5 protein-coding genes are annotated in these 15,663 nt (G+C 29.5%); 2 read left to right on the top strand and 3 right to left on the bottom strand.

Translation table 11 applies throughout. The features are described 5' to 3' along the window. Positions 1 to 94 precede the first annotated feature (94 nt). Positions 95 to 8,287, bottom strand: a complete 8,193-nt coding sequence (locus AVBRAN9334_RS01145; protein ID WP_336606794.1) for a hypothetical protein — start codon at positions 8,285 to 8,287, stop codon at positions 95 to 97. Positions 8,288 to 8,723: 436 nt separating this feature from the next. On the opposite strand from AVBRAN9334_RS01145, the gene AVBRAN9334_RS01140 reads away from it, so the two are divergent. After that, positions 8,724 to 11,117, top strand: a complete 2,394-nt coding sequence (locus AVBRAN9334_RS01140) for a molybdopterin-dependent oxidoreductase (RefSeq protein ID WP_336606793.1) — start codon at positions 8,724 to 8,726, stop codon at positions 11,115 to 11,117. A gap of 1 nt (position 11,118) precedes the next feature. After that, positions 11,119 to 11,700: a hypothetical protein gene (locus AVBRAN9334_RS01135; RefSeq protein ID WP_336606792.1), complete on the top strand. Its 582-nt coding sequence runs from the start codon at positions 11,119 to 11,121 to the stop codon at positions 11,698 to 11,700. Between the two features lie 44 nt (positions 11,701 to 11,744). Here AVBRAN9334_RS01135 and topA read toward each other — a convergent pair whose 3' ends face one another. Both topA and ciaB read right to left on the bottom strand, forming a co-directional pair. Beyond that, positions 11,745 to 13,832 carry a type I DNA topoisomerase gene (topA, locus tag AVBRAN9334_RS01130; RefSeq protein WP_336606791.1) on the bottom strand — a complete coding sequence of 696 codons (2,088 nt, stop codon included), beginning with the start codon at positions 13,830 to 13,832 and terminating at the stop codon, positions 11,745 to 11,747. After that, positions 13,829 to 15,571 (bottom strand): invasion protein CiaB, encoded by a 1,743-nt coding sequence (ciaB, locus tag AVBRAN9334_RS01125; RefSeq protein WP_214149754.1) that lies wholly within the window; start codon positions 15,569 to 15,571, stop codon positions 13,829 to 13,831. The genes topA and ciaB overlap by 4 nt, the downstream gene beginning before the upstream one ends. Between the last annotated feature and the right edge of the window lie 92 nt (positions 15,572 to 15,663).

The following is a 15,663-nucleotide window of genomic DNA, read 5'->3' as shown; positions in this document are numbered from 1 at the left end:
AAAGATAAAAATTTTTATAAGTTAAAAATATTAAAAGCATTGTTGATTGAAGATAAATCAAACAAGACTTAAAAAAGCCTTGCTTGATTTTAGATTAGAAATTATAAGAAAATCCTAAGTTTATATTGTAGTTATTATTAAAGTGATTTGTAATGCTCTTAGCAAAATCTAAATTAATGTTAGTATTAGCACTAGGTTTATAATCAGCTCCGAATTTGATTTCAAATCCTCTATCTTGAACCCTTTCAAAATAATAAGTCATACCATCATTAGCACTATTACTTGGACTTTCGTTTAAGTCTTTAATATAAGCAAATTCAGTATTTAAACCTACTTTATCATTGATTTTAGCACCAGCTTTAATACCTGCTTTTGCGGTATATTGAGCTGCTTGTTCTGTTTGAATTCCTAATACTGCTCCATCAATATTTACTTTTGGATAGCGAGTAGCTATTAATTTAACATTAGGCTCTACATAATAATCAGAGCCAAATCTTTGTCCTACTTTAACTTTTGCTTGCCATAAATTATCATATCTTGTAGTATTTATCATCGCTAAATCACTCTTATAATTACCCTTTAAAGTTAGTAAATTTAAGTCATAATCAACGAAAAATCCAGAATTAAAATTCGTGCTAGCATAAAGTCCAATGCCAGTTATTCCAACATCAGTGCTTAATGCTTTATTAGCTTTTAGTTTTGCTTTAGAAGCTTTTATACCATAAGCTACATCAAGATTTTTTAAAGATACTTTATTATCTACTCCGACATTAACTCTGCTACCTTTTAAATTATTTGAATCTGTTTCAAAATAACCATAATCAGAATTTATCCAAAAACCTTTATTTTTATCATCATTTCTTAAGTAATTAAATCTTAAGTCATTATCATCAATATAATATCTAGCAACATAATATGGTGTATACATTATGTTTTTAACCGCACTTGTAACAGCTGGGTCAAGATATTCTAAAGTCAATAAATCCTTATCATCAGCACTAACCTTACCAAAACCTTTTAAAGCTTCTTTATCTATTTCTAAATTAGACCTAATGCTATCTTTATTAATTATTGGGTCTTTATCTGTTAAACCTAAACTCCATACTCCATCTTTACCTATTTCATCAAAGCTTAAAACCTTAGTATTATAAGTAGCTAAAACGGTTTTATAAGTTACTTTAAAGTAAGCTTTATCTTTTTCATTATCTTCTTTTTTACCATTTACAATAGCAATAGGAACTCTTGTATTTACTAGCTTACTTAAGTTCGTATTGTATAAAACGATTTCGTTATTTTCTCCTAAAGCTTCTTTATTTACTATGATAGGACCACTGAATTTATCTTCTAAACTAGTATCAATTCCACCACCATAAATATAAAACTTAGAATTATTAGCATTTAGAGTATTAGTTACAACTTGTGCTTGAATGTGTGAATTATCCACTATTAAATTATCAGCTCTAATTCCACCTATACCATTGCTATTTGTATTAGTAGCTCTTATTGTTGAATTTTTGATTGTATAAGTGCTATTTTTTAAATCGCTTGTCTTATCATAAGTATTTGTAGCCAAATCATCAATGCTTGATATAGGTTTAGTTCCTGTAATTTCTATGAAGGCATTATCAGCATTTAGCGTATTTGTTTTAAATGTGTTTGCAGTGAAATTACCTGAAATATCTGAATTATTATGCACTAAAATATCTTTATTAAAGGTATTATTTAAGTTCGCATTTATATTGCATTGTTCTACATTGTTATTATAAATTCCATTGCTAGTGTTTAATGTCCCACACTTATTATTGTCATATTTAATAGCAGCATTAATAATAGAATTATTTACATTCAATTCTGAATTATTTGTAATATCTTCGCTTACATTTTTAACATTTGTAAGACTTAAAATACCGCCATCATCATTTGTAATTTTGGTTGCTAATTCGCCTATATTATTAAAGTCTAATTTAGATTTATTTCCATTATTTTTAATACTTGTTCCAGCGATTTTATCAGTATTATTAATGCTTAAATCTCCGCCATTTTGATTTGTAATATTATTAAATGATTTAATATTATCTAATACCACTTTAATAGCTTCATTTACTAAATCTTTCATAGAAGCATTGCTTAATTTAGTATTGCCTTTGCCTTTTAGTGTTAAATCATTATTAAATGTTGAATTATTTAAATCATTTGTCCCACCATCTATTGTAGTTTTATTGTTAAATTGTGAGCCATTATCTTTTACATTCTTAGCTATAACTTCGCCATCAAATGTAGTTTGATTAGAATCTAGGCAATCTACTTCTACTTTTCCTTTAAGAGTTGTCGTGCTATCTGGTTTAAAACAAGCTTTATTTCCTTTAACGCTTATATCATTTTTTAAAGTTGAATTACTTACTTTAAATTCCCCACTAGCATTTAATTTAGCGTCTAATTTAGATTTATCATCAATATTTTTAATATCCAAATTATTCGCATTAAATGTAACATCTTTGCCTATATTAACACCATTTTTACCATCAATATTGCTTAAGCCTGTGCTAGTGATTGTAACAGGAGTTGTATCATCGCTACAAATACTAGCTTTGTTATTTAAATCCAAATCCTTAGTATCAATGCTAGAGCAAACTTTAGCATTATTAGTTAATGTGGTTTTTCCATTATTTGCAGTGATTATTGCGTCTTTTCCTTTAAACTCCCCACCACTAATAGTAATATTCCCAGAATTTGAAGTAGCTTTAATATTATTTGATTTAGTGTTGTTTAAATTAATATCATTATTTGCATTTAAATTCGTATTATCTTTTATAGTTGCATTAGTTACATTGATATTTTTATCTGCTTTTAAATCAGCATTAACTTGCGTAGGCTCGCTTCCTTTGATTGTGATATTTTCTTTTGAAGTTAGTTTAGAATTAATCTTGCTTGGATTATTCTTATCATCTGAAGTTACAACAATATCTTTTATAGCATTAATTGTCGCATCAATTACGCTATTTGCTATATTTGCCATTCCTTGCAAGATAATATTAGAACTCTTATCATCTTTACCTATTTGAGAATTATTAGCATTAAGATTATTAGCATTTACATTACTTGAGTTCAATGCAGCATTTGTAGCTGTAATATTATTAGCTTTATTAATATCTGCATTTATCGTTGTATCTTTTCCTAAAGTAATATCATTAGCATTTTTTATAGTAGAGTTAATGGTAGTTTTCTTATTAGCAGCAGGTGGTTCTGGACTAATTCCATCATGCTCTCCTAGATTTTGAGCGTCATTGCTTAAGATTATATTACCTGCTACATCAATATTTCCGCCAGCAACTTCAGCCCCATTTGCAATTAGTAGCGTTCCACTAGGATTTTTGCTAGTTAAATCTCCTTTTATAGTAGCGTTATCAATTGTAGCATTGTTAAAATTACTATCTGCATTAATCACTGCACCTCTTCTAGCTACTAATTCATTAGTTTCTATTGCTTTATTAATTGTAGTAGTTGTGTTATTAGCACAAGAGCCACCACCTATTATATCTACTCTACCGCTACTATTAATATTTGAATTAATAATAGAGCCATTTTGCACGGTAACTAAATTAGTTCCTTTAATTAAACCATCATTAGTAGTAGAGCAATCTATTAAGGCTTTATTTGTAAATAATTCTCCTAAAACATTTACAACTGATTGTTTAGTAGCTGAAAAATCACTAGAATTACCATTATTTAAAGTTACGCTAGATGAACTTATATCAGTATTTTTTGCATTTAGAGTATTTGTTTTTATATTTTTAGAATTTGTAATGCTTAATTTCTCATCAGCTTTAATTAAATTAGCATCAATTTCTTTAGCTTCTTGTGTATTTAAGATATTAGTATTTTTAGCACTGATAGTATCTCCAGTAAATTTAACATCATCTAAAGTTAAATCATTTAAGCGTTTGCTAGTATCATTACCTATATTTGCATTAGTTAAATCTACATTTTTAAGATTTAATGTATCATCTATACTTGCTGCATTTATATTAGAATTACTAATCTTAGAATTAGCAATTTTTAAATTCCCATCAATTCTAACATCATTATTTTTATTAGCATCTTTATTTTGAATGTTTAATTTTTCTAAAAGCATATCTTGAGCTAATTGTAATAATGTTTTATTAGCTTTGATTGTAGTTTCTTTTGAATTGTCTAATTTAGAATTAATGAAATTAACTTCATTAGAAGTTAGATTTCCCGATAAATTAGCGTCTTTTATAGTAGTAGTGCTTTTGATATTTACATTACCACTAAGTGTAGCTTGATTTCTTACTTCTAAATTATCAGTATCTTCAATTGACGCTAATACTTTTGTATCTTTTCCATCTATTATGATTTTACCACCATTAGTATTTGTGCTAAGCTTTGTGCCTTCGTTGATTACGCTTTTGTTTTGTAAGGTTATTGTATTAGCATTTATGATAGCATTTTCTGTTTTTGAATTATCAATCGTTATATCTTTAGCTTTTAAGCCACCTTGTATAGTTGAGCCATTATTTACTTTTATATCAGTAGCATTAATTTGTGAGTTTGTTTTAGTGCTACTATCGTTTAAAGTAACGCTATTAGCATTTACAACACCACTTTCTCCTAAAATAGCTCCACTTTCAAATTCTGCTGTAGTAGTTATTGTAGAATTAGCATTTAATGTAGCACCATCTTTTACAAGCAATTTATTAGCATTAATTGTCCCTTTTATATTGGTATCTTGAGTATCTGTTACAGGAGCGTTATCCATAAGCATTTTATTACTTAAAATAACGCTTCCACTATTTGTTATAAACTTAGCATTTTCATCTGACTTAGCTCCATATCCTAAGAGTATATCACTATTTTTAGATTCTAATTCTCCGTTTATAGTCCCCCAATATGCTTGGATTTTATTATTTGCCTTAATTGTTGCAGTTTTTTCTACATTTGCATTTAATAAATCCACACTATCATCTATATCTAAAATACCTTTTATATTTCCACTTCCTATTCTTGCACTATTTGCTTTGATTGTTTTATCTGCATTTAAGGTAGCATCACTATACATATTTAAAAATCCACTTGCATTTATATTGGCATTGATTATTGTATTTGTTTCATAAATGTCTATATTTTTAACATTTATAATATCTGCATTTAGCTTACTTCCATAAGATATTTTTGCATCACCACCTATATCAAGGGCTGAATTAATTTCGCTATTGTTATCTATAATTACATCGCCAGTTGATTTAAAGCTATTTCCATTATAAGTTGAGTTTTGAAAATAAGCTCCGTCTGTATTGATATTTGCACCACTAACACTTGCATTAGTAGATTTAAAATAATTACTTGTAAATTCTCCACCACTAACATTAGTTTTGTCTTTACCTAATTCTCCAATATTAATAGAATTTGTGCCAGTAAATACTCCACCATTTATATTGCTACCTGATTTAACATATATATCATTTGCATTTAATTCTCCACTACTTACATTACCACCAGAATTAATGTTTATAGTGTTATTTGCAGTGATTTTACCGCCACTTATATTGCCACTAATATCAGCTTGATTTGTAGCGTTTAGCTCTGATGAGCCACTTATATTTCCGTTTTGATTTAATTTAATATTAGTAGCTTTGTGAGTTCCTTTGCTTACATTTGCACCACTTTCAATGATGATATCAGCTCCTGCTATGGTATTGCCTTGTATATTAGACTTGCCTTTATAAGTAACATCGTGAAATTTACTTTCTAAAGTAGCGTTTTCGCTTGTATTTGAACTATCTAGCGTAATGTTTCCGCTCTCAGCTGTGATTGTGCCTGATTTGATATTTGAGTTATTGTTAATATTTACATTTTCATTAGCTTTAAGTGTTCCAGAAAGTATATTTGAATTGTTAGTAATATTGATATTTTTACCATTTATGTTCTTTGCATTACTATCTGTATTATCTAAAGTTACACCGCCTTGAGTTGATGTTACTTCTGTTTTTGACATTAAGGCTTTATCGGTTTTATTATCCTTAATTGTTATATCGCTACCACTTTTTAAGGTTACTAAATCTAGCTTAGAATTAGTTATATTTATTTTATTTCCACTTTGAGTAGACCAAATACCACCATCTTTAGTGTTGTTTGAAGTAAGATTTGAATTAGTAATATCAATAGTTGAATTTGCTTTACCTACAACTATATGCTCAAAATTAACATTAGAATTATCTATCTTAACATTACTATTTGTGCTTATTCTTCCGCTAGTAGTTACAGAGCTTTTCTCTATTGTAAGATTATCAGCGTTTATTCTATCCCCACTTATATTTGCATTATCTGTGATAGTTAGTTTTTGTATAGCGTGTGTTGAAGTGCCACCCGTTGTTCCTATATTAACATCAGTATATTTACCACCTTTGATATTAATCCCACCTTTTGTGCTGCCTTTTTCTTGTCCTATATCAGAATTACTCGCAGTAACATTTACAAGGTTTAGAGTTTTATCTTTACCACCTATTATATTAACAGCGTTTTTGCTAGTTCCAACGATTGTAGTGCCTGTTATGGTTGTATTATCTCTAGTAAAAGTAGCAGCATTATTATCTTTTGTATTTATCGTGCCATTTAGTAAATTAGAATTTATATTAAAGCCAGCTGAATTGATATTAATTGTATTATTAGTGCCTAGACTATCAGCACTATCACTACCTAATATTACACTCCCACCATTATGAGTAATAGTATTGCCACTTGTATTGCCATTAATATTTAAAGTCCCACTATCACTTGTAATAGTTGAATTACTAACTTCTTTTGTAGTTAAAGTCCCACCTTTATTATTTATGGTTGATTTATCAATTTGATTTTTAACTTCTAATGTTCCACCACTATTGCTATTTATGGTTGAGTTATCTTTAACATTATTAACGCTTAATTTTCCATTAGCATTACTATTAATAGTTGAGCCTAGAACATCGCCTGATATAGTTAAATTACCATCTGTATTACTATTAATAATTGAGTTATTTGTAACATTTTTAGTAACTTCAATTTTAGCACCATTGCTATTGATAGTTGAGCTATCTATATTGTTTGCTACCTTTAAAGTCCCGCTAGTTCCATCAATTGTAGAACCTATTACATCATTTTTAACATCAATAGTCCCACCATTATTTTTAATAGTTGAGTTAGTTATATTTTGATTTACTGTAAGATTTCCACTATTTTCACTATTTATAGTTGAATTATCAATATTATTTGTAACATTAATAGTCGCACCTTTACTATTGATAGTAGATTTATTTGTGATATTTCCCGCAGTTAAAGTTCCACTATCGCCTTCAATTGTTGAATTGTCAATATTGCTATTTACTTTAATAGTCGCACCTTTACTATTGATAGTAGATTTATTTGTGATATTTCCCGCAGTAATATTTCCACTTGTGCCATTTACTACTGAATTATTAATTTCATTTGTAACAGTTAAATTCCCGCCATTACTTTCAATAGTTGAATTATCAATATTATTTGTAACATTAATAGTTCCACCACTTTCGCTATTGATGATGGAATTATTATTGATATTTTTAGAAGTTAGAGTTCCGCCTTTGCTATTAATAGTTGTAGATGAAATAGTTTCAGCTTTTAGATTGCCTTTGCTATTTTCTAACTTAGAAGTAGAAGAGCCATTACCTTCTAAGGTATTTAATGTCATTTCTCCCCATTTGTTTTGTAAAAATGTATTTTCTAATTTCGTATTACCTTTTACTATAAATGTTGCACCATTATCATTTACTAGATAGGTATTATTACCTATTAGATTGCCTTCTACAAGTAATGATGCTTTTAGATTTTGCATATAGATACCATCTTTACTTTTAAGCTCTGTTTCATTTAAGCTACTAGCATTGTTAATATCCCCATTAATAGTAAAATCTTTTTTGACTGTCATCGAGCTATCAAAATTCATCCATAAGGTGCTTCTATCTTCTCTATTTTGCTGACCTGTATTTATGTGTTTTGTGCTATCAATAGTGAAATTATTAAATGTCCCATTAAAACCATGTATTGGGTGAAAATCCCCACCACCACTCATAGTAAAGTTAGTAGTTTCAGCACTTGTTCCATTGGTAAAAGTTATACTTTTTATATTTGTTTGGTTAACACTACTATATTTATCATCTATATTCTCAATAGTTAAAACTTCTTTGTCAAAAGTCGCTGCTTGAACTGAACTAATTATCGTAAATGCTAGTAATGACATTCTTATGGTCTTATTCATATGAAATCCTTAAAAAGTTGCTTGATTTTTATTAATGCTAAAAAATTGATATAAATCAAGGTATTATATTTATAAATTGAAAAAACAAAGCTTAAAAAATGATAATTTTGCAACAATTTTTGCTAAATTTTTCGCAATAAAATACTTAAATATTACAAGTTTTCTAATAGTAATTTAGTTGTATTTAAAATGCTTTATATATTGTTGTAGTAGATAAAATATTAATTTATAAAAATTTAATATTTATTATTAAATATTTAAAATCTTAAATATAAATTAATTTTTATTAGTAAATATAAAAATATATATTTTATAATTTTTCTTAAGAATTTCATTTTCAAATTCTAATTATTCAAAGAAGACTAAAAATACCTTATAACTTTATGATAATACTTACTATATAAAATGTTCTTTTATATTTTAAAAAGGAGAAATTATGGCAATTTCAAGAAGAACATTCCTTAAAGGTTCAGCAATTACAGCTAGTGCGATTACTTGTCCTTTGAGTGCTGATACAAATTTTTATGATATCAAGCAAATCCCACACGCTACACATTTTGGTGCATTTACAGCCGAAGTAAATAGCGAAGGAAAAATAATCAATCTTATCCCACACGAAAGTGATAAAAACCCAAGCGTAATCACTAAAGCTATCATAGATAGAACATATTCAGATACAAGGGTAAAATATCCAAGTGTTAGAAAAAGTTTTTTAGAAGGTAAAAATCGCCCTGATTTAAGGGGTCGTGAGCCTTTCGTTCGTGTTAGTTGGGATGTAGTGCTTGATTTATTATATAAAAAGCTTAAAGCTACAAAACCTGAAAATATCTTTAACGCAAGTTATGGTGGATGGGGTCATGTTGGCTTACTTCATAATTGTAACGCAGTTGCAGGTAGATTTTTTAACACCGTTTTAGGTGGAGCAATAGGCACTGATGGAGAGTATAGTAACGGAGCAGCGGGTAAAGTAAATACTGCTATAGCAGGGGATTTAGAAGTTTATAGTTTGCAGACAAATTACGAGCAAATGATTAAAAACTGCGAAGTTTATGTAATGTGGGGTTGTGATATTTACAAGGATAATCAAATAGATTTTAAGGTAGCTAATCGTGAGAATGATGGTTGGCTTAAAAAATACGCAGCTAGTAATATAAAGTTTATTAACATTGACCCACAATACACAAAAGCGGCAGAAATTACAAAGGCTGAATGGATAAAAATCGTCCCAAATACCGATGTTGCAATGATACTTGGGATGTGCCATTATTTATATACAAGTGGAAAATACGATAAAGAATTTATAGCTAAATATACAGATGGATTTGATAAATTTTTACCATATTTACTAGGTAAAACTGATGGAGTAGAAAAAACTCCTGAATGGGCGGCTAAGATTTGTGGAATTGATGCGATTAAGATTAAAGAATTATGCGATTTATTCGTTAGTAAAAGAACATTTTTAGCAGGTAACTGGGCAAATCAAAGAGCACATCACGGCGAACAAGCTGACTGGGCTATCATAACTTTAGCTTGTATGATTGGTCAAGTAGGACTTGCTGGTGGTGGATTTGGCTTTTCTATGCATTATTGCTCGGCTGGTGGAGCGTTTAGTGGAGCATTACTTCCTGTTGGATTACCACAAGGAAAAAATAGCGTAAATATAAATATCCCTGCAAGTCGTGTAAGCGAAGCTATCCTAAATCCAAATAAAACTATCAATTTTAAAGGCAAAACCTTTACATATCCAGAGATTAAAATGTTTTATGTAGCAGGTGCTAGTGTTTTAGGTCACCATCCAAATACTAATGAATTAATTCATGCTTTAAGACAACTTGAAACAATAGTTGTTCATGAGCCTTGGTGGACGCCGATGGCAAAAATGGCTGATATAGTAATCCCAGCTACAACAACACTTGAGCGTGATGATATAAGTTTTGGTGGTTCATATTCGCAAGATTGGGTATATGCTATGAAAAAAGTAATCGAGCCTGTATATGAAAGCCGCAATGATTACGATGTTTTCTATGAATTAGCAAAGAGATTTGGCGAAAGAGAATTGGCTAAGTTTAGTGGTGGCAAGAAAGACCATTTAGAATGGATAAGAAGTTTTTATGAGAAGAGTGATTGTATAAATGAAATGGAATTTGATGAGTTTTGGGAGAAAGGCTCACTTCATTTTGAAATTCCAAAAGAAGCTTATGAATTTGTTCGCCACGCTGATTTTAGAAAAGACCCAGTGAATAATAAATTAGCAACAGAAAGTGGAAAATTCCAAATCTATTCACAAAAATTTGCTGATTATAATTTACCTGATTTTAAAGGTCATATAACTTGGTTTGAACCGGCTGAATATTTAGGAAATCAAGAATTAAGCAAAAAATATCCATTCCATTTATTAAGCCCACACCCAAGATATAGAATTCATTCTCAACTTGATAATACTTGGGTAAGAGAGCTTTACAAAATCCAAGGTCGTGAGCCTGTAGTAATTAATACTGAAGATGCTAAAAAGCTTGGTATTAAGCACGGCGAAGTGGTAGAAGTATATAATAATCGTGGTAGATTATTAGCAGGTGCATTTGTAAGTGATGATATTAGAAGTGGCGTTGTAGCTATTCAAGAGGGTGCTTGGTATGACCCTGAAGATGATAAAGATAATGCAAGATGTAATCAAGGTCATGTAAATGTGCTTACTTCATCTCGCCCAACTTCTCAAATGGCACAAGCAACTAGCGTAAATACTTGCTTAGTAGCGATTAGAAAACTTGATAAAAATGAAGCTGTTAAACCATATAAAAACACAACACCACCAACAATTATAGGAGCGTAAAATGAGAAAAATTATAGGATTATCATTAATTACTTTAAGTGCTTTTGCATACAAGCCTGATTATCAGCAAATATTTTTACCAACTCCTGCAAAAGTTGAGACAAAAAAGCAAGAATTTGCTAAAGATATTAGATTTATCTTAGATGAAAAAGCGACAATGCTAGATGAAAATCAAAAGCAAATCGGAACGATTTATGAAGGAACTATGGTTAAGCTAATTGAAACTAAGGGAGATTTAGCTAAGGTTAGCATTAGTGGAGAAGTTGTAGGAGATAAATTAGCATTTAATAAAAATGCGGAATTTGTCTATTTAGAGAGTAAAGACGCTAAGCCTGAAATGAGCTTTTGGGTAAAATCAAGCTCTTTAACTACTGATAAAGACGCTGCTTTTGAAGGTGTTGAGGTGTTTTATTATGATTCTTGCACGAGTTGTCACGCAGCACACGCTCCAAGCGAACACGCAATAGATGAATGGGACGCTTATTTAGGAGCAATGCAAATGAATGCAAAAATTACTGACGAGCAAAAGGATAGAATATTACGCTATATGCAAGCACATTCTAGCAATGGAGCTTTTAAGTAAATTAGAATAGAATTTGTAATTAGGATTAATTACAAATTCTTTTATTATTTTTCTATTTTTGTTTTACAATCTAAGCACTCTATAAATGTGCCTTTTTTAAGTTCTTTTATAATCATTATTCCGCCACAATTAGCGCATTTTTCTTTAGCTAGTGGGTATGAGCTAATGAAATTACATTTAGGATAAGAACTGCACCCATAAAATGCACCCCTTTTAGAAAATCTTTGCACCAAATCGCTACCACATTTAGGGCAAGGGACATCTAGTTTTACTAATTCTTTTTTAGGTTTTTCTTCTTTGTTGTCGGTTTTTGTATCGTTTAAATTCCTTGAATATTTGCATTTTGGATAACCACTACAAGCTACGAATTTACCGAATTTGCCTTCACGAATTAGCAATTCTTTACCACAATCAGGGCAATTTTCTCCTAGTTTTTCTACTTGTTTTTGACTTTGAATACTTGTTTTCCCATCGTTGATTTTAGTAATGAATGGCTCATAAAATTCATTTAAAACTTCATCTAAATCACGCCCATGAGTTGCAATCTCATCTAAACGCTCTTCCATATTGCTAGTAAATTTCGCATCTACTATTTGCATAAAATGTTCTTCTAAAAATTCTATGATTTTTTCGCCTTTTTCTGTAGGGATTAGTTGTTTTTTCTCTAACTTCACATAATCTCTATCAATTAAAAGGCTTGTTGTAGGTGCGTAAGTGCTAGGACGACCTATGCCTAATTCTTCAAGTTGCTTAATAAGACTTGCTTCGTTGTATCTTGCAGGTGGCTCTGTGTGTAAGGTCTTTATTTTTGAGCTTTGTAAAGTCATTTTATCGCCTTTATTTAAAGCAGGTAAAATCTTATCTCCACTAGCATCATCATTCAATCTTAAATGTCCATCAAAAAGCACTCTTCTTCCACTTAGTTTAAACTTCGCCTTATTACTTGTGATATAAATTGTGTTGTTTTCTATCTTCGCATCAGCCATTTGGGTCATTAAAAATCTATCATAAATTAATTTATACAATTTATATTCATCAGCCTTTAAATACTCTTTAGCAATTTCAGGAGTAAAGCTAACATTAGTTACACGAATAGCTTCGTGAGCTTCTTGAGCGCCTTTGCTTTTAGTCTCATAAACTCTTGCTTTAGTCGGTAAATATTCTTTGCCATAGTCTTTTGCGATTTGCTCTCTTGCTGATTTTATTGCTTCTTCGCTTAAGTTTAAGCTATCAGTTCTCATATAAGTAATTGCACCCATAAATCCTGCGTGAGTTTGAACGCCTTCATATAAAGTCTGTGCTAACATCATAGTTTTTTTAGGAGAAAAACCTAATTTAGAACTAGCAGCTTGTTGTAAAGTAGAAGTCATAAAAGGTGGCTTTGGACTATCTTTACGCTCTTTTATACTGATTTCATCTACGATAAAATCCGAGCTTTTAATGTGTTTTAGGATTTCTTCGGCTAAGGCTTTTTCAGTAATGCTTGTTTTTGATAATTTCTTGTTATCAAATTCTATTAATTCTACTTCTAAATCTGTTTTAAACTTAGTATCAAGCTCATAATACTCAATGCTTACGAAATTTCTTATTTCTCGCTCTTTTAAGATAATTAATCTTAAAGCCGCACTTTGAACCCTACCAGCACTAAGCTTGCTTGCTACCTTGCTTGATAATAAGCCACTTAATTTAAAGCCCACAATTCTATCTAGCATACGCCTAGCTTGTTGAGCATTTACGCTATTTAAATCTATTTTTCTTGGGTGTTTAATAGCGTTTAAAATAGCGTCTTTTGTAATTTCGTGAAAAACTATTCTATCATAGCCTAAAACATCTCCGCCTAAGATATTTGCTAGATGATATGCAATTGCTTCTCCTTCTCTATCTTCATCGGTTGCTAGTAAGACTTTAGCACCTTTGCTAAGGCTTTTTAATTCTTTTACTATGCTTGAGTGAGTTTTACTGATTTCATAATTAGGTTTAAAATGTCCATCTTCTATATCAATTCCTAATTTATTTTTAGGCAAATCCCTAATATGACCTTTAGACGCAATTACGCTATATTCACTACCTACAAATCTTGAAATTGTTTTAGCTTTGCTTGGTGATTCTACTATTATTAGGGTATTACTCATTCGTTCTCCTTGATTAAAACATTGGCAAATTCATCATATAATTTTCTATATTCATCGCCAAGTTTTACTAAATCTTTATTTGTGCTAATGTATTCTAAATCCTTTAACACTGCATAATCTTTTAAAAAATTATTTGCATTTTCTTTTTTAAGATAAGTTTTTGCAAGTTCGTTATATACATTTAAAAATTCCTTTTGAAAATCTTCAAATTTTTCTAAATCAACGCTTAATAAAGTATCATTTGAAAAGCTTAAAACCTTGCTTTTAAACAATATCGCTAAAAATATCAAACCTTCACAATAATAAGGCTCTATTTCTTTAGTGCTTTTATAAGCCATTAAAGATACTGCTCTACTTGTTATATTTGCTAATAAGGCCTTTTTGTATTTTTCATCAAAATGATTACAAAAATCATATATCCCACCAGCACTTGCTTTAAATTCTTCAATATTTTTAAATACTCCATTAGTATTCATTAAGCTTTCTGTATCGCTACCTATAAAGAAAATATGTCCTGCTTCGTGTCCAATGGTGCTAATCTCATAAATCTTTTTCCATAAAAACTCATCATTTAATACGCTTTTATTGTAGTCGTTAAAGGCTTTATCAAATACTTTTTGATTTAGCATTGTTCTTGGTTTTGATTTTGTTTTTTTATAGACAAAATCTAAAAATGCAAATATTTTTTTGCCATAATTTGCTGATACAAATTCATCATTTGGCACAACTTGAGCTGAAAATAAGCCATTTAATTCTGCTCCATAATAAAGTATAGGTTTGCTAATATGAAGTTCAATTTTGTCTAAATTAGCTAAGCTTAGATTTAATGCGTTTTGATTAGTTATATTAGCGTTTTTATAAGCTTTATTTAAGCTATTTTTCATCTTATTAACAAAACTTTCACTATTAAAATCATAATTATCATCAATTCTAATATCCCACTCAAGTGCTACTGAATGAGTAAAAGCGTCTTCGTAATATTCTAAAAAATGCCCAACTTGAATGAAGTCTTTTGCCCCCATCCAAGCTATTTCAGCATTTTGCCAAGGCTTTAGGCTAAGCTCTTTACTCATTAAAGCATTTTGCAAGGCTTTAAGATATTTTATATATGCTTCATTTTTATGATTTAATTTAAAAAACTCATTAAAGTATTCATCAATCTTTTTAAATTCTTCTTCAAAATATAAAGAATATGGTAAAAGCTCTGGTTTAGTATCCAAATTAATTGCTATTGCATAAATCCTAGTAGCTATTTCATCATTTTCATCAAGATAATAAAGCTTATTATTTTTTATAAACTCATAAGGATTTTCTAAACTTTTAAAAAATTCATTATTTTTTTCAATTGCCTTATCCCATTTAGGCTGAATACTATTAAAAACAAGACCGATTTTATGCACTAGATTTAATAAATCTACATAAAATTTATCTAAACAAGGGCTTAATTTTTCAATGATTTTTATATGTCTTTGCTCGTAAAATTCTTTTACTCTTTTATATGCTAAATCTTTTGCTTTTGCTAAGTTTATATTATTTTTTTTGCAAGTATTTTCATAATTTGTAGTATTTAGCTCAATAATTCTTAATAAATATGAATTGAAATTCATATCATTTATTTCTAAGCCAAGTTCTTTTAAATCATTATTTATAAGTCTTGCTAAATCGTGATTGCTTGATGAGTTTAATTTGTATAATGAGAATAATTCTTCTTCGTGCTCTTTTATGATTTTTCCTAACATTTTTGCTCCTTTTTTCGCATTTTGCCAAAAAATATTTAAATATGGAACACACTTTGCTATATAAGTAAAAATATTTTTAAACAAGGATAGAA

Source organism: Campylobacter sp. RM9334 (genome assembly GCF_020138145.1).
GTDB lineage: Bacteria > Campylobacterota > Campylobacteria > Campylobacterales > Campylobacteraceae > Campylobacter_E.
The sequence above is the reverse complement of the archived record's forward strand: the minus strand, read 5'-3'. Positions and strand labels throughout refer to the sequence as shown.

What these genes read in the sequence shown, in the direction of transcription:
- ciaB (WP_214149754.1), bottom strand. Translation starts at nt 15,571, where the DNA reads ATGTTAGGAAAAATCATAAAAGAGCACGAAGAAGAATTATTCTCATTA.
- AVBRAN9334_RS01140 (WP_336606793.1), top strand. Translation starts at nt 8,724, where the DNA reads ATGGCAATTTCAAGAAGAACATTCCTTAAAGGTTCAGCAATTACAGCT.
- topA (WP_336606791.1), bottom strand. Translation starts at nt 13,832, where the DNA reads ATGAGTAATACCCTAATAATAGTAGAATCACCAAGCAAAGCTAAAACA.
- AVBRAN9334_RS01145 (WP_336606794.1), bottom strand. Translation starts at nt 8,287, where the DNA reads ATGAATAAGACCATAAGAATGTCATTACTAGCATTTACGATAATTAGT.
- AVBRAN9334_RS01135 (WP_336606792.1), top strand. Translation starts at nt 11,119, where the DNA reads ATGAGAAAAATTATAGGATTATCATTAATTACTTTAAGTGCTTTTGCA.